22 protein-coding genes, 1 pseudogene and 1 riboswitch are annotated in these 25,083 nt (G+C 69.3%); of the genes and pseudogenes, 12 read left to right on the forward strand and 11 right to left on the reverse strand.

The genetic code is table 11. The annotated features are described in order from the left end of the window. Positions 1-76: 76 nt before the first annotated feature. Positions 77-2,620, reverse strand: a complete 2,544-nt coding sequence (locus tag ACFU5M_RS20755; RefSeq protein WP_379051546.1) for an AAA family ATPase — start codon at positions 2,618-2,620, stop codon at positions 77-79. A gap of 123 nt (positions 2,621-2,743) precedes the next feature. Between ACFU5M_RS20755 and ACFU5M_RS20760 the strand changes: the two genes are divergently transcribed. After that, positions 2,744-3,946, forward strand: a complete 1,203-nt coding sequence (locus ACFU5M_RS20760) for a styrene monooxygenase/indole monooxygenase family protein (RefSeq protein WP_379051548.1) — start codon at positions 2,744-2,746, stop codon at positions 3,944-3,946. A gap of 14 nt (positions 3,947-3,960) precedes the next feature. Here ACFU5M_RS20760 and ACFU5M_RS20765 read toward each other — a convergent pair whose 3' ends face one another. Further along, complete coding sequence (locus ACFU5M_RS20765) at positions 3,961-5,217, reverse strand: cytochrome P450 (protein WP_379051550.1); 1,257 nt, start codon at positions 5,215-5,217, stop codon at positions 3,961-3,963. Between the two features lie 483 nt (positions 5,218-5,700). On the opposite strand from ACFU5M_RS20765, the gene ACFU5M_RS20770 reads away from it, so the two are divergent. The 4 genes from ACFU5M_RS20770 (at position 5,701) to ACFU5M_RS20785 (ending at position 9,026) form a co-directional block, all read left to right on the forward strand. Continuing rightward, on the forward strand, positions 5,701-6,096 hold the full coding sequence (locus ACFU5M_RS20770) for a hypothetical protein (protein ID WP_379051552.1): 396 nt from the start codon (positions 5,701-5,703) through the stop codon (positions 6,094-6,096). A gap of 88 nt (positions 6,097-6,184) precedes the next feature. Continuing rightward, positions 6,185-6,299, forward strand: a riboswitch (TPP riboswitch). After that, positions 6,296-7,663 carry a purine-cytosine permease family protein gene (locus ACFU5M_RS20775; RefSeq protein WP_379051554.1) on the forward strand — a complete coding sequence of 456 codons (1,368 nt, stop codon included), beginning with the start codon at positions 6,296-6,298 and terminating at the stop codon, positions 7,661-7,663. (Overlaps the previous riboswitch by 4 nt.) Positions 7,664-7,684: 21 nt before the next feature. Further along, positions 7,685-8,518 carry a DUF72 domain-containing protein gene (locus ACFU5M_RS20780; RefSeq protein ID WP_379051558.1) on the forward strand — a complete coding sequence of 278 codons (834 nt, stop codon included), beginning with the start codon at positions 7,685-7,687 and terminating at the stop codon, positions 8,516-8,518. A 10-nt stretch (positions 8,519-8,528) separates the two neighbouring features. After that, positions 8,529-9,026: an LOG family protein gene (locus ACFU5M_RS20785; protein WP_379051561.1), complete on the forward strand. Its 498-nt coding sequence runs from the start codon at positions 8,529-8,531 to the stop codon at positions 9,024-9,026. A 141-nt stretch (positions 9,027-9,167) separates the two neighbouring features. Here the strand turns inward: ACFU5M_RS20785 and ACFU5M_RS20790 are convergent, their stop codons facing one another. The 6 genes from ACFU5M_RS20790 to ACFU5M_RS20815 form a co-directional block, all read right to left on the reverse strand. Beyond that, complete coding sequence (locus tag ACFU5M_RS20790; RefSeq protein ID WP_379051563.1) at positions 9,168-9,491, reverse strand: CopG family transcriptional regulator; 324 nt, start codon at positions 9,489-9,491, stop codon at positions 9,168-9,170. After that, a complete protein-coding gene (locus tag ACFU5M_RS20795) occupies positions 9,484-9,762 on the reverse strand; it encodes a hypothetical protein (RefSeq protein WP_379051565.1) in 279 nt (92 codons plus the stop codon). The genes ACFU5M_RS20790 and ACFU5M_RS20795 overlap by 8 nt, the downstream gene beginning before the upstream one ends. Positions 9,763-9,796: 34 nt before the next feature. Continuing rightward, positions 9,797-11,494, reverse strand: a complete 1,698-nt coding sequence (locus ACFU5M_RS20800) for a DUF4153 domain-containing protein (protein WP_379051567.1) — start codon at positions 11,492-11,494, stop codon at positions 9,797-9,799. Between the two features lie 74 nt (positions 11,495-11,568). Beyond that, on the reverse strand, positions 11,569-12,612 hold the full coding sequence (locus ACFU5M_RS20805; protein WP_379051642.1) for an ATP-binding protein: 1,044 nt from the start codon (positions 12,610-12,612) through the stop codon (positions 11,569-11,571). Positions 12,613-12,650: 38 nt separating this feature from the next. After that, positions 12,651-13,346: a response regulator gene (locus ACFU5M_RS20810; RefSeq protein ID WP_379051570.1), complete on the reverse strand. Its 696-nt coding sequence runs from the start codon at positions 13,344-13,346 to the stop codon at positions 12,651-12,653. Positions 13,347-13,432: 86 nt separating this feature from the next. Next, positions 13,433-13,882, reverse strand: coding sequence for a MarR family winged helix-turn-helix transcriptional regulator (locus ACFU5M_RS20815; protein ID WP_379051572.1), 450 nt, complete (start codon positions 13,880-13,882; stop codon positions 13,433-13,435). 154 nt (positions 13,883-14,036) lie between these two features. Between ACFU5M_RS20815 and ACFU5M_RS20820 the strand changes: the two genes are divergently transcribed. Further along, entirely contained in the window at positions 14,037-15,476 is a 1,440-nt protein-coding gene (locus tag ACFU5M_RS20820) for an MFS transporter (RefSeq protein ID WP_379051574.1), read from the forward strand. A gap of 2 nt (positions 15,477-15,478) precedes the next feature. On the opposite strand, the gene ACFU5M_RS20825 is transcribed toward ACFU5M_RS20820, so the two are convergent. Continuing rightward, on the reverse strand, positions 15,479-16,609 hold the full coding sequence (locus ACFU5M_RS20825) for a lipase family protein (RefSeq protein ID WP_379051645.1): 1,131 nt from the start codon (positions 16,607-16,609) through the stop codon (positions 15,479-15,481). Positions 16,610-16,732: 123 nt separating this feature from the next. On the opposite strand from ACFU5M_RS20825, the gene ACFU5M_RS20830 reads away from it, so the two are divergent. The 5 genes from ACFU5M_RS20830 to ACFU5M_RS20850 all read left to right on the forward strand — a co-directional run bounded on the left by ACFU5M_RS20830 (position 16,733) and on the right by ACFU5M_RS20850 (position 21,053). Beyond that, complete coding sequence (locus ACFU5M_RS20830; RefSeq protein WP_379051577.1) at positions 16,733-17,362, forward strand: TetR/AcrR family transcriptional regulator; 630 nt, start codon at positions 16,733-16,735, stop codon at positions 17,360-17,362. A 74-nt stretch (positions 17,363-17,436) separates the two neighbouring features. Next, positions 17,437-18,141 carry an endonuclease/exonuclease/phosphatase family protein gene (locus ACFU5M_RS20835; RefSeq protein ID WP_379051579.1) on the forward strand — a complete coding sequence of 235 codons (705 nt, stop codon included), beginning with the start codon at positions 17,437-17,439 and terminating at the stop codon, positions 18,139-18,141. Positions 18,142-18,353: 212 nt separating this feature from the next. Continuing rightward, positions 18,354-18,881, forward strand: a complete 528-nt coding sequence (locus tag ACFU5M_RS20840; RefSeq protein ID WP_379051582.1) for a hypothetical protein — start codon at positions 18,354-18,356, stop codon at positions 18,879-18,881. Positions 18,882-19,282: 401 nt separating this feature from the next. Next, on the forward strand, positions 19,283-19,849 hold the full coding sequence (locus tag ACFU5M_RS20845; RefSeq protein ID WP_379051584.1) for a copper chaperone PCu(A)C: 567 nt from the start codon (positions 19,283-19,285) through the stop codon (positions 19,847-19,849). After that, positions 19,815-21,053 (forward strand): Dyp-type peroxidase, encoded by a 1,239-nt coding sequence (locus ACFU5M_RS20850; RefSeq protein ID WP_379051586.1) that lies wholly within the window; start codon positions 19,815-19,817, stop codon positions 21,051-21,053. Before ACFU5M_RS20845 ends, ACFU5M_RS20850 begins: the two co-directional genes overlap by 35 nt. Positions 21,054-21,334: 281 nt before the next feature. On the opposite strand, the pseudogene ACFU5M_RS20855 reads toward ACFU5M_RS20850, so the two are convergent. Both ACFU5M_RS20855 and ACFU5M_RS20860 read right to left on the reverse strand, forming a co-directional pair. After that, positions 21,335-22,516 (reverse strand): annotated as a pseudogene (locus ACFU5M_RS20855) (transcription termination factor Rho, short form); the annotation flags it as partial. A gap of 466 nt (positions 22,517-22,982) precedes the next feature. After that, entirely contained in the window at positions 22,983-24,005 is a 1,023-nt protein-coding gene (locus ACFU5M_RS20860) for an ABC transporter substrate-binding protein (RefSeq protein WP_379051588.1), read from the reverse strand. A 155-nt stretch (positions 24,006-24,160) separates the two neighbouring features. On the opposite strand from ACFU5M_RS20860, the gene ACFU5M_RS20865 reads away from it, so the two are divergent. Further along, complete coding sequence (locus ACFU5M_RS20865; RefSeq protein ID WP_379051590.1) at positions 24,161-24,922, forward strand: enoyl-CoA hydratase; 762 nt, start codon at positions 24,161-24,163, stop codon at positions 24,920-24,922. Positions 24,923-25,083 lie beyond the last annotated feature (161 nt).

The raw sequence follows: 25,083 nt of genomic DNA on the forward strand, positions 1-25,083 counted from the left end.
GCCCGTCGCCTGTCACCGGGGCAAACCGGACGGCCACACCACCGATACCTCGGCCCAGTGCGGTTCGGTGATCTCCTCAGCGCCGGGCGCGCTGCGGTTTGCGCGCGGCCTCCTCGGTCACCTGGGCCTGCCGATCGGCGGGCACGAGGACGCGAATGTCCTCCCGCGAGCCGATCATCAGTTTCTGCAGGATCGCGGCCATCTGGGCGTCGACGGTCTTGAAGGAACTGCCGCGCCGGGCGGCGATGGCGGTGTTGGTCCAGCCCGCCGCCGCCAGCACGGCCACCTCCTGTTCGGCCGCCGACAATTCCTCCCAGGGCGAGGGACGGTGTTGCCGGACCGGATGCTCGACGGGTAGGCGGTCCAGCGACAGGACCCCCAGCGCGAGCTGGGCCACCTCGCCGAGTTCCGGCCGTAAGAGACCGCCGTCTCGTTCGGCCTCCGCGAAGGCGGTCTCGCCCAGCACCACTCGGGCGGTATCGGCGGCGAGCTCGGTCTCGGTGGCGAACGGACCGAGATTGGCGATCTGCACACCGATTCGTTCCCGCAGCGTGGCGCCTCCTCCGGTGAGCCGCGCGACATCACGGGCCCGAGTGGTCACCCGGTCGGAGCGCTCGCCGTCGGTGTCGCGGATCAGGCGTGCCAGCGTCCAGGCGCGGATGTGCACCGCCCACACCACGCCCCACTGATCGCCCAGCTCCAGCTGAGTGGTCAGCGACGTATGCGTCACGGTGAGGGCTTCTTCCGGGTCGCCATGTCTGGTCAGTGCGATCGCCCGTGCCAGCCCGACCCAGGACGCCGCCCAGCGCGCCCCGGAGCGCTGCGCGTGGTCCAGATGCCGCCGGGAGATCTCCAAGGCTTGCGCGGGCGTACCGAAGAAGGCCGCCGCCAGCGCCTCGAAGAGCTCGCTCATCGCGGCGCCGCCACGCGCGCCGTTGGCGGCGAACTTCTCCCGTGCACGGGCCAGCACGGCGATCGAGCGCACGTCGCGGTACACCAGCATCAGCTCGGCGCCTCTGGCGAATTCGACCGGGGCGGGCAGATCGAGGTCGCGGTCGGGCTGCTCGCGCCACCTCGCCCGGGTCGCGGGATCCGGCAGGCAGACCGCGACGCATTCGTCGAGCGCGCGTGCGGCATCCTCCTGCAGGCCTTGGCACAGACCGATCCACGCGATCAGAGCCATCGCCTCGACCTGCACCGACACCGGCTGCGGATCGAGGGCCCGGCTGGCGGCCAGCGTGCGCTCGGCCCACCGGCGTGGTTCGCGCAGCGAGCCGGTGAAAAAGGGGCTGCGCAAGGCGATCAATCCGGCCGCGATCTCCAAACCGACCGCGGCCTCCTCCGGCGCGTCGAGGCTGCCCGCCATGGCCGACAGCAGGTTGTCCCACGCCGCCCGCGCCCAATCCAGCAGATCCTGCTCATCCGGGCCGAACCATCCGGCCGCCGCCGCCCGCACCTTGTCGCGGTAGTAGCGGCGGTGCCTGCGCGCCAGCCGAGCCGGCTCGCCACCGCGTTCGGCCAAGCGCTGCTGGGCGAACACCCGGAAACTCTCCAGCAGCGAATACCGCACCGTTGTCGCGGTCAGATGCACCGACACCAGCGACTGGTCGGCCAACCGTTCGAGCAGACCTTCGATCTCCGCACGCGCCAAGCCGCCCGGATCGTCGTCGGCGCAGACCTCCTCGATCGCCTCCAACTCCGCGCCCACCTCCGGCTCCGCCGCGCCGATGCCCTCGTGGTCGACGTCGTAACCGGCCGCGAACACCGACAGCCGGTCGAACAGCAGCCGCTCTTCGTCCCGGCACAGTTCGTAGGACCAGGCGATGACATCGCGAATGCCCCGGTGCCGCGCGTCCGCACCGACCCGAGGACCGTGCGACCAGCGCAACCGCCGGTCGCTCGCCTCCCCACTGAGGTCACCCAAGATCTTCCGCAACGGTTCGCGCATCAACCGCGCGGCCGCCAACCGGATGTAGAGCGGATGGTTGTGCACGTGCCGGCAGACCGCCACGGCCAGCGCGGTCTCGTCGTCGGCGAGGGTGTGCCCGGTCAGACCTGCGCGTGCCCGGAACAGGGCCAGCGCCTGTTCCCGGGACAGCGCGGGCACCGGCACCAACTGCTCATCGACCCATCCGATCGCCTCGCGGCTGGTGGCCAGCACGGTGAGCCCCGGCGCCGCCTCCAGCAGATCCGCGATCACCTGACCCGCACCGTCCAGGACGTGTTCGCAGTTGTCCATCACCAGGATCGTCTGCAAGGTGCGCCCGACCGCGTCACGGCGGCGCAGCGTGTCGAGCACCGCCTCCCATGCCGAGCGTCCGGAGAAATCGGCATCGATCAGCGAGCGTGCGACCTGCTCCTCGACCGCCGCCGCGTCGGCGTCGCGGGACAGCAACGCCAGCCGAACCCAGTGCACCGGCACGCGGCGCGCCTTGTGGAACCGGTGCGCGGCCTCGGTCGCCAGCCGGGTCTTGCCGATGCCACCCGCGCCGATCAGCGTGACCAAGCGCGTTTCGCCCAGCAACGCCATCCCGATCTTTTCCAGCTCACGTTCGCGTCCGACGAAATCACCGCCGGCCGCGGGTGGGAGCCCCGAACCCGACACTCGTCCTACCGACACAAGAGGGCAGCGTAGCCGGATCCGCGGCCGGGAGTTCGCGGTCTCTACCGATGTGCCGAGCCCACCTATACGCGGACGATTGCGCTGTCGGACAGTCGATCGCAGGACCGGAAGGACACTACGGTGGGACAGATACTGGTACTCGGGGCGGGCGAATGCGGGTTGCCCCTCGCCCATCGTCTGCTGCGCGGCGGCCGTCCTGTCACGCTGGTGACCGATCGGGACGCCGAGGCGGTCCTCGCCGGCACCGTCACCAGCACCCAGGTCAAGTTCCCGCCGACGCTCGATCTCGAGTCGGACCTGGGCCTGGGCTTCTGGCGTTCGACGGCGCCGCACATCGAGGGCATCAGGTTCACCATGGTCGTCGAGCGCACGACGGTGGTCACCTGGGCCGGACGATTCACCCGGCCCGCGCAGAGCGTCGATCAACGGACGGTGTTCGCGCGCTGGCTCGGCGAGTTCCTGGCCGAGGGCGGTGACCTGCGTATCGCCGAGCCCTCGGTGCCGGAGCTCGACCGCGCCTGCGCCGGCTACGACCTCACCGTGGTGACCCGTGCCGGTCACGAGCTCGCCGGCTGTTTCGATGCCGATCCGGCGTGGCCGGTGGCCGCCGGGCCGCTGCGGCGGCTCGCGGTGCTGTACCTGGACGGTGTCGAGCCGGACCCGGAGGGCCTCGGCTCATACACCGCGCTGCCCGAGCACGGTGAAGTGATCTCCTATCCCGGCCTGACCGGGCAGCCGGGGCAGGAACGCCGCTGCGAGATATTGCTTTTCGAGGCGCGGCCGGGCGGCGCGCTGGACGTGTTCGACCAGCACGGCACGCCCGCGCAGCGGTGGGAGCGAGCCAGGGAACTGTTGCGGGCGCACCTGCCCGCCGAACTCGCCGAACGCTACCGGCACGCCGAACCGACCGATGCCGGGGCGACACTGGTCGGCGCGGTGACGCCGGTGATGCGCCGTCCGGTGGGCACCCTGCCGTCGGGCCTGCCGGTGCTGGGCGGAGGCGACGTCGTCTGCCGGATGGATCCGGGCGGCGCGCAAGGCGCCAACAACGCCGTGCACTGCGCGATCCGCTACAGCGAGGCGATCCTGCACGACTCGGAGGGTCCCTACGACCGCGCATGGATGCAGTGGGCGGCCGAGCCGTGGCTGACGTCCGTCGCGCACCCCGCCGCGCGGTGGACGGCGACGGTGCTCGATCCGCCGCCCGCCATGCGGGAGATGATGCTCGCCGCCCAGCACGAGCCGGCGCTCGCCGACGCCTTCGCCGACACCTTCGCGCGACCGGCGAACCTCGCCCGGCTCGCGGCGGCAGTCCCGTCCTGACCGGATTCCCGGCCTCAGGGTTGCCAGGGCGGTGTCGCGGGAAAGACGACCGGCAGCGCCGCCAAGGCGCGGTGAAAAGGCCCTGGCCGCCAGGTCAATTGGTGCACCGGCATCGCGGGTCGCAGTTCCGGCAACGCGTCCAGCAACTGGTCCACCGCGTCTTGGGCGATCAGATAGGCCGGGCTACGAGCGGGGCAGGCGTGCGGTCCGGCGCCCCACGCCAGGTGCGACCGGTTGCCGCTGTGATTGCGTCCGCTGACCGCCGGATCGTTGTTGCAGGCAGCGAAGCTGATGACGACCGGCTGATGGGCCGGCAGCCAGACGTCGTCGATCAGGATCGGCTGACGAGGGTAGGTGACCGAGAAGTTGGCCATCGGCGGGTCGGTGAACAACACCTCGTCCAGCGCGTCCCGGGTGGCCAAGCTCCCGCCGAGGACGTCCCCGCCGAACCGGTCGTCGGTGAGGATCAGCACCAGGGTGTTGACGATCAGGTTCTGCAGCGGTTCGATGCCCGCCCCGTAGAGCACGACGAGCTGGTGGATCACCTCCGCTTCGTCCAAACCGGCCGGATGCTGCAACAGTCGCGTGGTGATGTCGCGGCCCGGCTCGGCGCGCTTGAGTTCGATCAGCCGCAGCAGCGCGGTGCCGAGCATGCGGTTGCCCGCTTCGGCGTCCACCCCGTCGAACACGGCGGCGGTCGCGGCGGCGACCTCACGCCCGATCTCCGGCGGGCAGCCCAGCATCGCGTTCACCACCTCGAATGCCAGCGGAAGAGCGTACTCGGACACCAGATCGGCGCTGCCCGCCGCGCAGAAGGCGTTGATCAGCCCGGTCGCGCTCCGCTCCACCGTGTCGTGCAAGGCGTGCAGGTCGACGGCATTGATGCTCGCGGTATTGACCTGCCGGTAGCGCGCGTGTTCTTCGCCCACGCTGCGCATCGCATTGGGGCGCCACTCCAGCACCGGCAGCACCGGGCAGTCGGCGGGTACGTTCGCCTGCCAGGTGCGAGGGTCGGCGGGAAAGTGCTGCGGGTCGTGCATGATTCGCACGGCGGTGTGATAGCTGAGCACCAACATCGCGGGCACACCCGGCGCCAGCTCGACCGGCGCCATCGAACCGTAGCGGGCGCGCATGTCGCGATAGGCGCGATGCGGATCGGCGGCGAACTCCGGGGAGTACAGCGATACACGCTCGACCTCGTGGTCGATGGGCGAACCATGATGGGCGCCGGCGTTGGTCGTCGTCGGGTCGAGGTCTCGGGGCGTGGTCAACGCGTGACTCCCACAGTAGAAGCGTCTTCGGCGAGCGCGGGCGAGACGAGCTCGGCGCGGACCGTCGCGACGCCGTCGTCGTTCGGTCCGTGCGGTGCACCGAGGCGCCGCGTCGTCTCTACCGCGCAACGGATCGACACATAGGATGGTCGCGTAGGTAGAGTACGGGCATCGGTAGTAGCGGGCGGCCTGCGGCGATGCGGTTATGTTGCCGGGCGCCAGCCGGATTCGAACTCGCGCGCCGATCGCCTACCGCCCCCGCTCGCCGCGACCGACCGTCCACGCCGTGCGCGCTTCCGAACCCCGCTGTGATGCTGGGCATTCGCTGCCGACCGCTGGACGGACGAGCCGTGTCCGGCCGAGGTCGGCGGGCCTGCCACACGTCCACATCTTCGGGAACACAAGCACTTCGGTGGCGCAAGGGGCTGGTGTATAACTTCCATCGGCCCGGTCGACTCCACCGACAAGCGATAGCGAGACACGATGCACGGTTACCTGAATCAGGTGTCCCACGGCACGACCCCCTCCGGCTATCCGACGCGCGAGCCCGAGACCCACGCGGTCGCACCACCCCGCACGGCGGATCTCGTCGTCAGTGCGCTGTTGTGGTTTCTGCCCGCGACGCTGGCCGCGATGTCGACGGTCCTCGCGCCGTGGTTCCTGATGGCGGGCGGCATCTGCGCGTCCAAGCCGGAGTGCCGGGTCGACACCAGCGCGGGCGTATGGATCATGGTCGGCGGTGGGATCGTGGGATTCGCCGTGGGGGTGTTGCTCTCGGGTATGGCGGCCCGGCAGGGGCGAGCGTTGTTCCCCGGCGCGCTGGTCGGTGCGGTGCTGGTCGTGCTCGCCTGGTTCGCCGCCTCGTTGCTCATGGGCTGAACCGCCGGGCTCGGTGCGAAGTCCGGCGGAAGGGCCGCGGTCTTCTTTCCCGCTACGGAAACTGGCGCGGGTGTACTATTCGCCGGAATCACCCCATCGCGGGAGCTCGGGCAAGGCCGGGCTGAGAGGGCGAACCGCACGCGTCGCCGACCGCATGAACCTGTCCGGGTAATGCCGGCGTAGGGAGAGCGTTTCCGTCATGTCGTCGTCGACCCGCGCGAACGCGGCGCACGAAGCCCCGCTGACCCTCGACCAGCCCGCACCGAAAGTGCTCTCGTTCTGGGACCAGAGCGCGTTCTGGGCCAATCTCGGCGTCAGCCTCTTCGCGTTCTCCGGCGCGTACACGGTGCTCGCGCCGAACGCCGAGGGAGCCGCGCAGCTTTCGATCGCGGCCGGAATCCTGGCGACCGTGCTGGGCACCCTGGTCGGCGCGGCGATGCTCGGCGCCGCGGCGCTGACAGGCGCGCGCACGGGTCAACCCGCTATGGTCCTGCTGCGCGGGCTGTTCGGCGCGAAGCTCAGCTATCTGCCCACCGCGCTCAATATCGCTCAATTGATCGGCTGGGGAACGTTCGAGCTGATCGTCATCGGTGACGCGGCCGAGGAACTGTTCGGCGGCGGCCCGCACTGGCTCTACGTGGTGGTCGCGGGCACACTCACGACGGTTCTCACGATCTGGCCGCTCGGCTCGGTGCGGCTGCTACGCAGATTCGTGACCGCAGGCGTCGTGATCGCCCTTGTCTGGTTCTATCTGCAGTTCTTCCGCGCCGGTCTGCCCGATCTACGGGCGAACCCGGGCCCGAGCGGGAGCGGGCCGTTCGGCGTCGACTGGAACCTCTTCTGGGTTGCCACCGATGCCGCCTTGGCCGTCTCCATCTCGTGGGTGCCGGTCGCCGCCGACTACACCCGTCATGCCCGCTCCGGCCGCTCGGCGTTCGGCGCGGCCGGCGGCGCGTACGCGCTCACCCAGATCATCGCCTACGTCCTCGGCCTGTTCGCGCTGGCGCTCGCGACCGGCGAAGGCGGACCGTACGCACCGTTCCTGCACGTCGGCCTCGGCGCGCTGTTCTTCTTCGTCTTCGTGTTGCGCGAGGCGGATCAGTCCTTCGCCAATGTCTATTCCACCGCCGTGTCGATCCAGAATCTCGCACCGCGCGTCGACCGCAGGGTGCTCTCGATCGGCCTCGGCGCCCTGATCACGATCCTGGCCCTGCGGTTGAACATGGCGAACTACTTCGGCTTCCTCGGACTGATCGGGTCGGTGTTCGTGCCGCTGCTCGGCGTGCTCGTCGCCGACTTCTTCTTGCGTGCCCATCGCGAGTGGAACACCGCACCGGACGCGCCCGCGCGCTGGGGCATGGTGGCCGCGTGGCTGACCGGGTTCGCGGTGTATCAACTGGTCAACCCCGGCGACGCCGGTGTGTGGACGGAATTCTGGGACCAGGCCCGGCAGGCTCTGCACTTCACCGGGCAGGCGTGGATGAGCGCATCGCTCCTGTCGTTCCTGGCGGCGCTGGCGATGGCCTGGCTGGTCGGAAAGGTGACGGCGAAGAACACATCGGCGTAGCGAATTTGCCACCATGGAGGGATGGGCCGGATCAGGGTCGGTACGTCGGGCTGGGTCTACCCGCCGTGGCGCGGGACGTTCTACCCTCAGGGTCTCGCGCACAAGCGCGAATTGGCCTATTTGTCGGAGCGACTCGACAGCGTCGAGATCAACGGCTCGTTCTATTCGTTGCAGCGCCCGTCCAGCTACCAGAGGTGGGCGGAGCAGACTCCGGACGATTTCGTGTTCGCGGTGAAGGGCAGCCGTTTCATCACGCACATGAAGCGGCTGCGCGACGGTGACGAGCTGCTGGCCAATTTCCTCGCCTCCGGTCCGCTGGCGCTCGGGCCCGAGCTGGGACCGATTCTCTGGCAACTGCCGCCCACCTTCCGCTTCGACGCCGACGTGCTGGACGCCTTCTTGTCCCGGCTCCCCCGCAGCACCGAGCAGGCCGCCGAGATCGCGCGGCGCCACGATCACCGCGTCGACCCCGCGCACACGAGCACCGACGCCGACCGGCCGATGCGACATGCGCTGGAGATCCGGCACGACAGCTTCGTGACCCCGGCGTTCACCGACCTGCTCACCCGCCACAACGTGGCCCTCGTCGTCGCCGACGCCGCGGGCAAGTATCCGCTGCTCGAAGAAGTCACCGCCGACTTCGTCTACATCCGGTTGCACGGGCACGACGAGCTCTACGTCAGCGGATACACCGACGAGGGCTTGGACATGTGGGCGGAGAAGATCGCCTCGTGGGCGAAATCGTGCGACGTCTACACCTATTTCGACAACGACGCCAAGGTGCGGGCGCCCCGCGACGCGATGGCGTTGCGCGAGCGCCTGGAACCGATCGTGGCACCACGGCCCGCGGGGTGAGGACAGGAAGGTGACGCCGGTGCGGCAGGTCGCGGTCTGCGGGCCGAGGGAGTGCACGCAGCAGGAAGCGCAGTGGGCGCGCACGGTCGGCGGGCTCTTGGCGCAAGCGGGGGTGACCGTGCTGTGCGGTGGCGGCGCCGGCGTGATGGCCGCGGTCGCCGCCGGTTGCGCCGAGGCCGGTGGGCTCGTGATCGGTGTGCGTCCGGATACCGACCGAGGCGCGGTGTGTCCCGGCTTGTCGGCGGTGCTGTTCACCAATATGGGCGAGGCGCGCAACGCGATCCTGGTCGAGTCGGCGGACGCCGTCATCGTCATCGGCGGCTCGTGGGGCACGCTGTCAGAGGTCGCGCTCGCCCGGCGGCGCGGCGGGATTCCGGTGATCGCGTTGAGCGGATGGGAGATTCGCGACGCGAACGGGCGACCGGTGGCGGCGATGACGGCCGCGGCCGACCCGGCCGACGCGGTGCGCCGGGCGCTGCACGGGATCACACAGCCCGAACCGTCCTGAGGCCATCGGTCTGACGAAAGGTCGCTCTACTCGGATTTCGCGGGCGACCACGTCGGCTACCGCAGCGCACCCGACGAGTTCGCCACCCACTTCGACCGGATCCTCACCCGCGACGACCGGTGACGCCGTCGCGGCGGAAACTCACGCCGACTGTCGCAGAGGATGCAGGGCGGCCAGAGCCCGCAGTGCGTCGGCGCGCGAAATGGGCTGGTCGTTCTCCAGGGCGGCCAGCTCCAGTTCGATCCAGTCGCGTATGAGTGCGGACATGGTCACGTTGCGCTGCTCGGCGGCCTTCTTGACGCGCTGATGCAGATCCAGCGGGATGCGTAGCGACGTGGTGACGGTGACCATGTCCTCGGCGCGTAGCGGCGGGGGCAGCTCGGCCGGGTCGACGGGCGCGTCGGTGTATTCCAGACCGGACAGGAAGTCCCGGACGTCCTCGGGGTTCGTCGGATAGTCAGTCATCGGCGTGCTCCCAACGCTCGAGTTCGGCCACCTGGGCTTCGGTCATCTCGACCGCGCCCAGGATGTCCCACTGCCAGCCTTCGGTGCGGCGGACAGCGACGATCAGCGGCCGGCCCGTCTCGGTCCGGCCCCATACCGTCAGGACCGCGAGCTGGTTCCGGCCACGCGCCCGCCGAGGCCATCGACGGGTGCCCGTGAGCACTTGCAGCACTTCGCGAGGGTCGATCCCCACCAGCGACAACAGTGCCCACTCAGGCCAGTTATAACCCACGATCAGCGATAATACAAGTGTATTGCATCTGAGTTCACCGCGCTCTCGCCCGGGACAGATTCCAGCTCTGCCAGGCGTCCCCGTCGAGGTCTGCCCGCAGCCCGGTACGCACCTGCGCGCGCAGCGGCTCGGGGAGCCGATCGGTCGCGGGCAGGATGTCCGGCGAGAGGGTGACCAGGTATTCGGTGTCCAGCGTTTCACCCCGCTGCCACCGATCGATGTTCTTCTCGGCGATCAACCGCTCCGGGTCCAGGACGGCCAGCGCCAGCAGCGTCGCCATCGCGGTGCCCAGCACGGCGCGCGGCAACCACGCCCGGCGTAGCCGCAAAACCGCGACCAGCACCAGCACGTAGACACAGCCGAGCCACAGTTCGCAGGCTTCCACCAGCAGGCGCAGCACCGTGAACCCGTAGGCCTGCTGGTAGGTCCACATCCGGCCGAGCGCCGAGGCGACGATCACCAGCGCGAGCACGCTCACCGCCGCCAGCAGCCCGCGCAGCCACCATCGGTCGGTAGCCGTGTCCTGGGCCGCCCAGCGCAGCACGACCGTGAGCACCGCGAGGGTCAGCACGGTGACGGCCGACAGCTGCCAGAACCCGGTGCGCGCGTATTCGGCGTAGGTCAGGCCCGAGGTCTCCTGGACGTGATCGTCGCCACCGAAGAGCACGACGAATTGGGTCGCGACGAACGCCGCGAACAGGATCGCGAGCGCGCCGACCGGCAGCGCCCATTCCGACCGGCGCAAGGTCCGCCCGCCCACGGCCGCTGTGGCGGGCGGCGGGGGGCCGGCCAGCAAGAACAGCGCGCCGAGCGCGCCGAGACCGGCCACCGCGAACAGCACGAGCCACCGCAGCACCGACGGCAGGTCCACGTCCGGCGTCACGGTCTCGAGCAACGCCGCGAACATGGCGTCGGCGCTGCCGAGCAGCGGAACGAACACCGCGAGCAACGCGACGGTCACCGCTACCGACAGCCCGAGCCGCCACGCACGTGGCGCGTTCCCGCCACGCACGCGGGCGGTACCGGTATATGCCCACGGCACGGCGGCGACCGCCTCGAGCCCGACAGCGAAAGTGTCGTAGAGGATGCCGTTCGCCGAGCGGCGTCCGACCACCGCCAGCGAACCGGCGAGGCATGCCGCGATCACACACAAGGCGAACAGCCAGCCCGCGGCGCGGACGGCCCCCACCGCGAGCAGGACGAGCGCGAGCGTCGCCCACCACAGCCGCCCCGCGTTGCGCCGAGGAAAACCGGCGCCGACCGTCTGTCGCTCGGACTTCGTCTCACCCGCACCATCACTCGTCGTACTCGCCGTGCGCCTGCGGGCATTGCGGTCGACGAGGAACACCGCCGTCGCGGCGATACCGGCCGCGAGCAGCCACCCGATGCCTGGCCGGTCCCAGTGGATCAGGACGGCGGCAGCCGATCCGGAGACGAGCGCGGCGAGCGCTACGCCGGGAGGGCAAGCGACCCGGCGCCACTTGGACGGGCGTGGTGGGAAGATGGGCCCGGCCACCGGTCGACCGCCGGTCCCGGCACGCACCTCGGCGACCGCGGCCCCCGAGCGCCCCGGTGGCGCCCACACCGATGCCGCAGCAGCGGGCGTAGCGGGCACTTCACTGGAATCGGTTGCGGGGGGCGCGGATTCAGTCGGCGGACCGGGAGGCAGCTCATCGGCCGGCCCCGATGACACCGGGTCGGACGCCGACGCTGATTCGGGTTCCAGAGGCATGGTTCGTTCCTTCGATAGGCGTGCGATATCACCCCGGGTCCGCACCTGCGGTCCGGGTCGGGTGGTGCGGCTGATCAGCGCTCGGGCAGAACCACCCGGATGCGGGAGCCGGGGTCGGCGACCGCGATGGTTCCGCCGTGCAGGTCGACCACCCAGCGAGAGATGGCCAGGCCCAGTCCGGTGCCCCCGCCCGCGGTGCGGCCGCCCCTGGTGAACCGGTCGAACACCTGGGCGCGTTCGGCGGGTGGAATGCCGGGGCCGTCGTCCTCGACGTCGATCACGACCTCGCCCTGCGATGCGCGCACGGCCAGGCGGACTTCCCCGCCGGCGGGCCCGTGCCGCGCGGCGTTGTCGAGCAGGTTGAGCAGCACCTGATGCAGGCGCGCGCGGTCGGCGTACACGCGGGCGGTACCGGGCAGCACGTCGGTGCGGAAGCGCACGCCGCGTCCGAGCGCGGCGGTCATGACCTCCGCTTCGGCGACGACGTCGGCCAGCAACGGCGCGATCGGCAGATTCTCGCGATCGAGCGGGAAGGCGCCCGCTTCGATGCTGGAGAGGTCGAGCAATTCCGAGACGAGCAGCGTCAGCCGTTCGGTCTGGGCCAGCGCGGTGCGCAGGGTCGCCGGGTCGGGCTGGGAGACGCCGTCGACCAGGTTCTCCAGTACCGCGTTCAAAGCCGTGATCGGAGTGCGCAATTCGTGCGAGACGTTCGCGATGAGATCGCGGCGTTGCTGGTCGGCCGCCGCCAGGTCGGCGGCCATCTGGTTGAACGCCTCGGCCAGTTGCCCGACTTCGTCGCGCGAACTGGCCCGTACCCGCAAGGTGTAGTCGCCGTGGGCCATCCGCTTGGCCGCCGCGGTCATCTCCCGCAGCGGCCTGGTGATGCCGTGGGCGAGGAACTGCGAGGTGACCAACGCGATCACCACCGCGGTGAGCGTGGTGCGCGGGGGCAGCCACCCGATCTTGAATCGGAAGAACCCGAACGCGACACCACCGGAACACAGCATGAGGATCGCGAGCTTCAGCTTGATCGACTTCACCGGGTCCAGCGGCCGCGGCAACAGTTCGGCCACCTGGTCGCTCACCCGGCCCCACTCGCGGGAAACCCTGCCGGACATACTCTCCCGCATTCGCGGCGCGTTCTCCGGACCGGCGCTCATCGGGCCTCCAGGGCGTATCCGACGCCGCGTACGGTGCGGATCAGGTCGGCGCCGAGTTTGCGGCGCAACGCCTTGATGTGACTGTCGACCGCGCGGGTGCCCGCCGCGTCGGACCAGTCCCAGACGTCTTCGAGCAGTCGCTCCCGAGCGAGCACCACACGCGGGCGACGGGCCAACCGGGCGAGCAGATCGAACTCCAGCGGCGTGAGCAGCGCCTCCACCTCCGCGCGCCAGACCCGGCGCTGATCGACGTCGATGCGGAGGTCACCGACCAGTATCGTCGCACCGTCACGGTCGGCCGCCCGCTCCATCCGGCGCAGCAGCGCGTGCACCCGCGCGGCGAGCACGCGCAGCGAAAACGGTTTCGTCAGATAGTCGTCCGCCCCGACGCCCAATCCGACGAGCTGGTCGGTTTCGTCGGCACGAGCGGTCAGCATGAGCACGGGCACCGGGCGGCGCGACTGAATGCGACGACATACCTCCAGCCCGTCGAATCCCGGCAACATGACGTCGAGCACCACCAAGTCGGGGTCGACGGCCTCGGCGGCGGCGACGGCCGAGGGGCCGTCATGGGCCAGCTCGACAGTGAACCCCTCCGCCCGCAGGCGTGCCGCGACGGATTCGGCGATGGTGATCTCGTCGTCCACGACCAGGATCCGCCGTGCGGGGCGCGCCGGTGCGCTGTGTTCCATGCACCGAACCCTAGCCACCGGTTGTGGAGAGAACCGGCGCCATTTGTGGAGATTTCGTGTGCGTCCGCGACGGTGCGGGCACGCGATCACGGCCGGGGCCACGGACGCTTGTCGACGCGTTCGATGTCGGTGTTGAACCGCTTCAGGAATCCGGCGAACGCGGCGACGTCCTCGGGGCTCCAGTCTGACAGCACGCTCTCGAGCGCGCGGACGTTGTAGGTGCGTTCGGCGTCGAGCCGGCGCCCGCCCTCGGCGGTGAGGCGGAACTTGCGCGCCATGCCGCCGTCCGGATCCGGAATGCGTTCGACGAGGCCTGCTGCGCGCATAACGGTTGTCTGCCGGTGCAGCGTGGAGGTGTCCAGGCCGAAGGCATCGCTGAGCTCACCCACCGACATCGGGCCCTGCACTCGCAGCCTGCTCAGCACCGTATAGGCGCTGCGGTCGAGGTGGCCGGTGCCCCGGCGGGCCTTGGCGCTGAGGCTGTGCCGCCCCAGCAGCATGGTTTCGAACTCCACCGAAGATACGGGCTTGTCCACACAACGCTCCTGCCGATATCCGCCGCCACGGGCTCATCTCCGCACCTATACCACACCTACCCGGTCGGACCAGCACATTTGCATATTACAACTCTTGTGCATAATGCAATTCATATGTACTGTGCACAAACATTGACGAGAGAGGGAGATCCGCGTGGCAGCACCATCGGCAGTTCGGTCCGAGGGCATCGTCGGCGTACTCGCGGCGGCGGGCATCGTCGCCGCCTTGATGCAAACCTTGGTGGTGCCCCTGATCGGGGACCTCCCCCGGATCCTGGGCACCACGCCGTCCAACGCCTCCTGGGTGATCACTGCGACACTGCTCGCCGGTGCGGTGGCCACGCCGATCACCGGCCGGCTCGGCGATCTCTACGGCAAGCGGCGCATGCTGCTGGTGTGCACGGTTCCGCTGATCGGCGGATCGCTGGTCTGCGCGATGGCGAGCTCGGTCGTGCCGATGATCGCCGGGCGCGGCCTGCAGGGCATCGGCATGGGCGTGGTGCCGCTCGGCATCAGCGCGTTGCGGGACGTCCTGCCCACCGAGCGGCTCGGCACGTCCATCGCGGTGATGAGCGCATCGATGGGGATCGGTGGCGCGCTGGGGCTTCCGATCGCCGCGGCGGTCGCCGAGAACGCCAGCTGGCGCGTGCTGTTCTGGGGCTCGGCCGTGCTGAGCGCGGGCGTGGCCACGCTGATCTGGCTGCTGGTGCCCGCCATCCCGGCGCGCGGAGGCGGCGCCTTCGACGTGCTCGGCGCACTCGGCCTCGGCACCGCGCTGGTCTGCCTGTTGCTCGCGGTGTCCAAGGGCGCCGACTGGGGCTGGACCAGCGGAACCACCCTCGGCCTGTTCGCGGCCGGGATCCTGATACTGGCGGTCTGGGGTTGGTGGGAACTACGAACCGCCGATCCCCTGGTGGATCTGCGAGTGACCGCGCGCAAGCAGGTGCTGCTGACCAACGCCGCCTCGGTCGTGGTCGGGTTCGCCATGTACGCGCAGTCGTTGATCATCCCGCAACTGCTGCAACTGCCGGTGGTCACCGGTTACGGCCTCGGGCAGTCCATGCTGGCGATGGGATTGTGGATGGCCCCCGCCGGGCTGGTGATGATGGCGGTCTCCCCGCTGGGCGCTCGGCTTTCGGCCGCGCGCGGCCCCAAGGTGACGCTCATCGTGGGCAGCATCGTCATCGCCCTCGGGTACGGCTCGTCGGTGCTGCTGCTGGGATCGACCTGGGGTCTGCTCGTCGTGACCTGCGTATGCAGCGGTGGCGTCGGCCTCGCCTACGGCTCGATGCCCGCGCTCATCATGGGCGCGGTCCCGCTGTCGGAAACCGCGTCGGCCAACAGCTTCAACACCTTGATGCGCTCGATCGGGACCACGGTGTCGGCCGCGGTCGTCGGAGTCGTTCTCGCGCAGATGAGCACCGGCCTCGCCGGACACACCATCCCCACCGAGGCAGGCTTCCGCACCGGACTGCTGATCGGGTGCGGCGTCTCCGCGCTCGCCGCACTGGTCGCGCTGGGCATTCCGGTCCGCAAACCCACCGAGCCGCTGCAGGACACCGCCGAACTCGAGCCCACGGCCGCGCGGGCTTGAACTCAGGCGAACAGGCCCGCGACGAAGGGAATGCTGTCGGGCAACGAAGCGGCCATCGTGGCGCTGTGATCCTTGCCCGGATACACGTGGACATCGGGCCGGACGCCGTGCGATTGCAGATCGATGACCAGCTTCGCGGTCAGCGGGGCGGGGACATCGGTGTCGTTGGTGCCCTGTCCGATGAACATCGGCCGGTCGTATCCCGTCAGGGGCACATCCATGACCGGGCGGGCCGTGGCGGCGAAATCACCGTCGGCTAGCGGGCGGGAGAACAACTGGCCGACCGAGATTCCCTGCGCGCGATCGGCGAGCGGCTGGAAGCACAGTGACTCCGCGGCCGTCGCCAGTTGCTTGCCGATCGGGCTGAGATAGCCGTCCAGATCGAAGCTTGGTCGCGCCGCCTTCAAACCGTTCATCACATACGCGATGTAGGCGGTGAGGTGCGCGTTGCCGATCGCAGGCACATCGGGTCCGAGGAACGAAGCGGCATCGACGATGTTGGAGGCCGGGCCGGTGGCGACGGCGCCGCGGTAGTCGAGGTCCGGAGCGTATTTCGTGGCCAGTGACGCGGTGAACACCGCGGCGCCGCCGCCTTGCGACTGCCCGATCGCCACCCATTTCGACGACAGCGAATCGTCGACGGCGCGCGCCGCGCGCACCATATCGATCGCCGCGTGCGCCTCGGCACGTCCGTCCAGGTACGCGTGCGGTCCCGGGGTGCCCAGACCGATGTAGTCGGTCGCGACGACGGCGTAGCCCTGGCGCAGCCAGGTCGCCAGGTAGTCCAGATCGCGTTTGCTGCGCCCCGCGGTGGAAGGCGCGCATTCGTCGGCGAGACCGACGGTCCCGTGCTCCCAGGAAAGCACCGGCCAGCCACCGCTCGGTGGCGTGCCCTCGGGCACGAAGACCGCGCCGCTGGAAAGCGCGGGCTGCTCGTCGGAGGTCCGTGTCCAATACGTCAGGCGCCGGGCCGTGGCTGCCCCCTCGATCCGGAGCTGTCCGGGCAGGGGCGCATCGGTGGCGACCGTACCCGGCGCCGCGCCCGGCCCGGCGGGATCGGCCACCGCTGAGCCCACCTGCGGCCCCACGCACAGCAGTGCCGCCATGGCCGCGGTAATTCCTGCGCGTCGCACCGACATGGGCGCCACCTCTCGATCATCTGCGTGGTGTCTCAAAGAGACACTGTAGCCCGGCCAACGGTAAAGTGTCACTTTGAGACACCAACGTCGGAACCATCGCGAAGAGAGACTGCGGACATGACGGTCGTGAACGGTCCACGCGAACGCGAGAAGACGCGGGTGCGTCGAGAACTGGTCGAGGCGGCGCTGCGGCTTTTCGAACTGCACGGGTTCGAACAGACCACCGTGCAGCAGATCGCCGACGCGGCACAGGTCTCCCGGCGCACCTTCCACCGCCACTTCCCGTCGAAGCTCGCGGTGGTCTTCAGCCATGAGGAAGATCTGATGGCGCAGTTGCTCGCCGCCGTGGACCAGCGCCCGGCGAGCGAATCGGTGCTGACCGCGCTGCGCGCCGCGCTGAGCGACTTCTTGCTCGACGAGCGGGACGCCCCGGCACGCCACCGCCAAGCGGACACCGCACGCCGGGCCAGGCAGCTACTGGTCGGCAACCCGGAATTGCGCCGGGAGAACTTCATCGGCGCGCTGGGGCGCCAGCGCGCGATGGCGCTGAATTTCGCCGCCCGCGCCGGGCTCTGCGCCGGCGATCTCCGGCCGCAGCTCACGGCCGCGGCCTGTTTCGCGGCCTTCGGCGTCGGCCTCGATCACTGGATGATGGGTACGGACCATTCGATTTCGGCCCTGTACCGCATCCTCGATCGCGCGGTGGCCTCGCTCCAGCAGGGCATCGACATCCAGGGCACGGGCTGAGCGCACGGAGGATCGGCGCAGCCGCGCCGCAACCTGTTCCATCCGGGTCGCATACCATCGCGAAGGTGATCACGGTGGCCACTTGGAACGTTCTGCATCGCGTGCACGCCGAGAACTGGTACGAGGACGTCGCCACCCGATGGCCGGACGAGGGCGCGCGGATCGCGGCGGTGACCGCGCGGGTGGCCGAACGCACCGAGCAGATCATCGCGTTGCAAGAGGTCAGCGGCGATCAATTGGCCAGCCTGCGAATGGCGCTGCCGGATCGGACGTTCCACGCGATGCGGTATCAGCGGCTGCCGACACCGCGGCGCGTGCCCAGCTCCCTACTCGACGGCGGCGAGTATCTCGTCGTCCTCACCGCCGAGCCGAGCCGAGAAGTCACCGCCGAATCCTTCACCCAGGATCGCGGCAAAGGCGCCCTCGTCGTCGACGCGGGCGGGCTGATCGTGATCGCCACCCACGTGACCGGTGACCGCCGGCGCACGGACCAACTCGCCCGCCTGGCCGAGCTCGTCACCGGCGCACCGGAGAACGCCGCGGTACTGCTGGGCGACTTCAACACCGACCGCGCCTCCGTCGCCGCCGGATTGGGCGACGACTTCGTGGTCGCCGAATGCGTCGCCGGTGCGCTCCCGACCCGCCCGCGCGATTCGGGCGCGAAGTCGCAGCACATCGATCACGTGGTGGTGCACGGCGCGACCGTCACGGCGGCGTCGGTCGACGACGTCGGCGGGGTCTCCGACCACAATCTCGTCCACGCGGCCCTCACGATCTGAGCGAGCGGCCGCGGCAACGGCTTCCCGCGTGGACCGCTGCCGGACCGGATCGGGAATGCCGTCGTCTTCGATCGGTGACAGAGATGCTGCGTCCCAGACCGATTCGACTCCTTTCCGCATGACCGGACAGTAAGGGTCGAGACCGACTCGACGGCCGGGCAGCACCTCGATCCGGTGCCGGCAACCGCTACGACAGGAAGTAGTATGAGCCGGTGCGTAATCCGACGGTAGTGGCGGCGCGGTTGCGCGGCGCGTTCGTCGGATCCGCGGCCGGGGCGGTGAGCATCGCCGCGCACGCGCTCGGCGGCGGCGCGCTGTCTCCCGGCGCCGCACCGATCACCCTGCTGATCGCCGTGTGCGCGGCGGTGGGCGTACTGGCCGGTGCGCGGCCCCACCGGCACGGACCGGGCGAGATCATGGCGACGCTGGCGGTCGGGCAAGCCGTCGCGCACTTCGCTTCCACCCTGTCGGCCGGCCATCACCACCACCCGGGCACCACCCCGGCCATGCTCGGCACGCATCTGGCGGCCGTTCCGCTCGGCGCGTTGCTCATCCGCGCCGCCGAACAGGCGGTGCTGCACGCGGTTTCCGACATGCGGCATACGGTGCGCGTGCTCGCCCACGGGCCCAGCGCACCGATCCGAATCGGCTCGTTCGCCCTCGGCCGGACGCTGCCCCGCCCACGGCGCCTGCTGCTCGGTTCGGGCTCCGGTCTGCGCGGTCCACCACTCCGGTTCTGACCCCTTCCTCGCGCCGGCGCGTATCGCGGGCTCACCGCCTGCCGCGCTGGGCTATCGGTCGACCGCCGCCTGCGACGCGAATCGGATGGACACCGACCCATGCGGTTCTCGACCTTTTCCGCGACCTCGAATGCCACGGGCAGTTCCTGGCGCGGCGAAGTGCCGAGGAATCGCCTTGCCACCGGATTCGTTGAGCCGCGGTTTGTTTCGGCAATACCGCCGTGCGGCTCGTGGCGTTCGAGCGAACGCCCGGCTACGGACGATTCGGCTACATCGCGACGAGCCCACCGCACCGACCGACAGCACCCGGACACGGACCGACAGGTCCACCGACAGATCGATCGATGCCAACGCTTTGGTCGGCGCGCACTACCCCACATCGCACAACTTCCGGAGTTCTCATGTCTGTCAACACCTGCACGCCACCGCGCATCGCTCACCTCCTGCGGGGTGCGATCGCCGCCGCGGCACTGCCCCTTCTCCTGACCTCGTGCTCGTCGGCCGACAAGGCGGACACCGTCGCGGCAGCCGATGCCGTGACGATTTCCGACCAGTGGGTCAAGGCGGCCGACAGCGGGATGTCGGCCGCGTTCGGCGACCTGCTCAACAGCGGCGACACCCCCCGCACCATCGTCTCGGCCACCAGTCCCGCCTCCGGCCGGATCGAACTGCACGAAGTGGTCACCGACGCGAACGGGACGAAGGCGATGCGACCCAAGCGCGGTGGTTTCGTCATCCCCGCGCACGGCCGCACCCCGTTGCGGCCAGGCGGCGACCACATCATGTTCATGGACCTGCACGGACCACTGCGCACAGGATCGGAGACGTCGCTCACACTGACCTTCGACGACGGCTCGAGTACGACATTCACCGCCCAGGTACGCGACTTCGCGGGCAACCAGGAGAATTACGTGCCCGATCACGCGGGCTCACATGCCGGCACGCAGACCCCCGCGCACGGTGGCTGAGCGGAACGGACCGCGACCCGCACGGATCAACCGGCGGCGCCTGCTGGGCGGCGGCGTCGCCGCGGCCGGCGTCGCCGGTGCCGGGCTCGGCGCCGCCGCCCGGGTCGGACGGCGGGAACCCGCTCCGTCACCGTGGGACGCGACGGTGCCGTTCTACGGACCGCAACAAGCCGGGATCGACACCCCGCCGCAAGCGCACGCGGCGTTCGTCGCATTCGATCTGCGGTCGGGGGTCCGGCGCGACGACCTCGTCGGACTGCTGAAGATATGGACCGGTGACGCCGCCCGGCTCACTCAGGGGCGACCCGCCCTCGCGGACACCGAACCCGAACTCGCGCAGCGTCCGGCGCGGCTCACCATCACGGTGGGTTTCGGGCCCGCGGTGTTCCCGGCGGCCGGCCTCGAACATCGCAGGCCGTCCTGGCTGCGGCCGTTGCCCCCGTTCGCCATCGACCGGCTCGAAGCCGCCTGGACCGGCGGCGACCTGCTCCTGCAAGTGTGTGCCGACGAGGCGACCACGGTGTCGCACGCGGTGCGCGTGCTGTGCCGGAGCGTGTCCTCGCTGGTTACCGTGCGCTGGGTGCAGCGTGGATTCCGTGATGCCGCGCCAGGGAGGACACCGCGCAACCTGATGGGCCAGGTCGACGGCACGGTGAACCTCGTTCCCGGCACACCGGAGTTCGCCCGTCTGGTGTGGGATGACGGCGCGACCCAGCCCTGGCTGGGCGGCGGCACCTCCTGCGTGCTGCGGCGAATCGCGATGACCCTGGATACCTGGGACCAAATCGACCGAGAGGAAAGGGAACTCACCATCGGCCGCACCGTCGCCGCCGGCGCTCCGCTGACCGGAACAGACGAGTTCGACGAACCGGACTTCACGGCCGTCGACGCGAACGGGATACCGGTCATCCCCCCGTCGTCGCACATCGCTCGGGCTCATCACACGCACGATGGCGAACGTTTCCTGCGTCGCGGTTACAACTACGACGACGTGCCCACGCCGGGCGGTATCTCCAACTCGGGCCTGTTGTTCGCCGCCTATCAGCGTGACGTGGACGCGCAGTTCGTTCCGGTGCAGCGCAGGCTCGCGGAATTCGACGCGCTCAATGTGTGGACGACGCCGATCGGTTCCGCGGTCTTCGTGATCCCGCCCGGAGTCGCGTCCGCGGGCGGCTATCTCGGGCAATCGCTGTTCGAGACGTGAGAGGTGTTCGGCGCCCCGGTGGGCGTCGAACATCCCTACCCGACTGATGCCGAGTCAGTGCGCCAGAAGGGTATTCAACCTCTCGTGCGCACCGAAGAGAACTGGACCGGAGCCCGAGTCGAAGCGGACGTGCCGACCTCCACCTACTTCCTCGGCGCCGGTCTGGAAGCCTGGCTGGCCGCCCTGCGCACCGCCGCCGAAGGTTGGAAACCGCGCCGCCACGCCGAACGCAGTGGCGAAGCCGTTGCGGTGCGGAATGTCCTGCCGAGCCGGACGCCGTCTCAGCCTGCGTTGCGGATCTGGGCCAGGAATTCGGTGTTGGTTTCGGTCTGCCTCAGGCCGGTCAGTAGTAATTCGAGCGCTTGTTGCGGATCGCGGCCCGACAGGGTCTTCCGCAGGGATCGAGTGGCGGCGAGCTCATCGGGGGTGAGTAACAGCTCCTCTTTGCGGGTGCTCGATCGGTCGATGTCGATCGCGGGGAACAGGCGGCGGTCGGCCAGGTGCCGATCGAGCTTCAGTTCGGCGTTTCCGGTGCCCTTGTACTCCTCGAAGATCACCGTGTCGGCCAGCGAGCCGGTCTCGGCCAGGGCGGTGGCGATGATGGTGAGTGAACCGCCGTTCTCGATATTGCGAGCGGCGCCGAGGAATCTCTTCGGTGGCGCGAGCGCCCCGGCGTCGACGCCACCGGAGAGGATGCGGCCGGACCCGGCGGCTGCCAGGTTGTAGGCGCGGGCCAGCCGGGTCAGCGAGTCCAACAGCACGACCACGTCGCGACCCATTTCGACGAGGCGTTTGGCGTGCTCGATGGCCAATTCGGCGAGCGCGATATGTTCGCGGGCGTGCTGGTCGAAGGTCGCGGCGGCGACCTCGGCAGGCACCGCGCGGGACAGGTCGGTCACCTCCTCCGGGCGTTCCCCGACGAGTACCAGCATCAGCCGGCATTCGGGATGATTCTTGGCGATGCCGTGCGCGATCGATTGCAGCACGGACGTTTTGCCCGCCTTCGGCGGTGCGACGACCAACGCGCGCTGCCCCTTGCCGATCGGCATGACCAGATCGGTGACGCGTGTGGTCAGCTCGTGCGGCTCGGTTTCCAGCCGCAGGCGGTCCTGTGGATAAAGGGGCACCAAGTCGGCGAAATGCGGTCGCGACCCCGCATTGCCCGGAGGCAGGCCGTTGATACTGTCGACTCCGATCAGCGGTGCGAGTTTCACGCCTTCACGCTTGGATCCCACTGTGCCGGTGACGATATCGCCGCGGCGAAGGCCGTGCTCACGGATCGAGCGCGCAGGCACATGAGCGTCGCGCGGTCCGGGCAGATAGCCGTCGACGTGCAGCGCGGCGTGGTTGTCGGTGATGTCCAGGATGCCGGTGACCGAGGTCGTCCCGGTCTCTTCATCTTTTCTGCGAATTGTATTGTCCTGCATTGTTTTTCTCCTGAGTGTGGGTTCGCGGATGCGGCGCATCGCCGTCGCTGCCGCCTGCTGGGAATGACGTGCGCTGTACGCGCCGACGTGTGGCCCGACCGGATCCATCCGGTCCGAGCGGGTGCCGTGTCACGGCATGGGAGACCGCCGTGGCGAAGGGGGACTCTTGCGGGAGGGAACTGTCACCTACATCCACAAGATGGATTCGCACCAACTGTAGCGGCACTGATGTCAACACGCAATGGTGCCCGCTTGTTCCACTGACCGAATCGGATGACCCTCGGCCATGATCACGCTCGGCGTGGTCGACCTCGACCACATCCTGGCCCGTCTTGTCGCGCACGGCATCGGCCACGATTCGGTGGAGACTACGGCAACGGCGTGCGCCACGTCGTCGTGCTGGATCCGGACGGGAACAGCCTGTCGCTCACCGAGGCGCCCCCGTCGTAAGCCGGAAAGATCAGGCTCTCGCGGCACCGCGGAGCCTGATCTGTCTTGCGCGCTATTTCGGTGCGTACGGGTTGTACTCGTTGGTGTAGAACTTCGTCGGATCGAATGAACCGGTGATCGCGCCGGTATCCCGCAGCCAAGCCTCCCAGCGCAGGAAATCTGCGTCGGTGATGACGCCGTCGGCCGCGGGCACTCCGACCGACAACCAGTACTTCACCGACGAGGCGTCCTCCCCCGATCGCTTTCGCTTCTCGATGATTTCGGTGAACTTCGCGATGACCTGATCACGCGGGGTCGTTTTCTGCCATTCGATGGCTTTGGCCACCCCGTCGACGAAGGCCCGGACACTCTCGGGGTTCTTGGCGATGAAGTCGTTGCGGAAAACGTACTGACCGCCGTTGAACGGGCCGAATTCCTCGTAGTCGGTGAATACCGGACGGAGTCCACCGTTCGCGATCGCCCGCTGCTGGAACTGCCCGCTCAGGGCGGCGACGTCGACCTGCCCGCGCCGAACGGCGTCCTCGGTATTCGGCGGAGGTAACACCACCAGCTGAACCGACTTGATCTGCTGGTCGTCGAAACCGATCTTCTTCAACGCCGTGTGGATATCCGCCTCGGACTGACCACCCAGTGTATTCACTCCGATCTTCTTGTCCAGCAAATCTTTCGGAGTCTTGATCGGGCTGTTCTCGGGAACGTAGAACCCGGTGAACGTCTTCTCGTCGGACCCGTAATAGTTCACCACGGCCGTAATCGGCGCGCCGCCCTGCGCCAGCTTGGCCACCGCGCCCCCGAACGCACCGCCGAAGTCGACCTGACCGGTCGCCGCCGATTGGATGTCCTGCGGGCCGCTGATGGTATTGCCTTGCCACTCGAGCTTCACTTTGCCTTCGAAGAAGCCGAGATTCTCCGCGAGTTCCGGAATGACGACTTGCGAGGCCCAGCCTTGATAACGCAGGACCGGCACGCCGCCGGACGTGCGGACCTCCCCACCGCCGCATGCGGTCAGCAGCATTGCCACCGTTGCCGCGACTATCGCGCCGACCCCGAACCTGCTCCGCGCTTTCACGCTCATACTCTCCTCGCTATCGGCAACGCACCGACGCGTCGCAGTGCAGCGATCGTTGAGCACAGGCAATTTCGTGTCCATGATTGTCTTCGGCGCGATTCGAAAGCGGCGATCCTCACGCTCGTGGCCGCCGACCGGTCGCGGGCGCCTACGATCCGGTCATGGCGGAGATCAGCAGAGAGCGGCGGGACAAGGTCGCGGTCATCACGGTGCACGATCCGGATCGGCGGAACGCGTTGACACCGGAACTGTCCGGACAACTGGCCGCCGCGGTGGCCGAGGCAGAGCATGATACCGGCGTGCACGCGGTGGTCGTCACCGGAACCCCGCCCGCGTTCTGCGCGGGCGCGGATCTCAGCGCGCTCGGCGAGGCCCGTGAACAAGGCCTGCGGGTGATCTACGAAGGCTTCCTGGCGGTCGCGCGGTGCGCACTGCCGACCATCGCAGCGGTCGGCGGCGCCGCGGTCGGCGCGGGACTCAACTTGGCCCTGGCCGCCGACGTGCGGATCGCCGGTCCCCGCGCGCGGTTCGACGCGCGGTTCCTGCGGCTCGGCATTCACCCCGGCGGCGGGATGACCTGGATGCTGCAACGCGCCATCGGGCCGCAACGGGCCGCCGCGATGACACTGTTCGGGGAGATCCTCGACGCCGGGGCCGCCCTCGACGCCGGATTGGCCCACCGGGTGATCGACGGCGATCACGACGCGCTGCTCGCCGCAGCGGTCGAGTTCGCCGCGGCCGCAGCCGACGCACCGCGCGACCTGCTCATCACCACCAAGCGCACCATGCGCCGCACCGCGAATCTCGACGCCCACGCCGACGCGGTCGACGCCGAGATCGTGCCGCAGGTGGCCTCGCTCGACTCCCCCGAATTCGCCGTGCGACTGGCGGCGAAGAAGGCCGAGATCGGCCGATCGAGATGATCTGATCGGGTCTGCTGCGGCAGCGCAGAGGCCGGTCGCCGAGCACAACCCCGGTCGCGACCGATAGCTGAGGAAGGCGAGCTCCGAACCGCCGCTGACCTTGTCGCACTCGAGCGAGAACGGCGAATCCGGTTTGGTGAGCCCGGCGGCGGGTAGCCGCT

This window comes from Nocardia sp. NPDC057455 (assembly GCF_042802775.1).
Lineage (GTDB): Bacteria > Actinomycetota > Actinomycetes > Mycobacteriales > Mycobacteriaceae > Nocardia.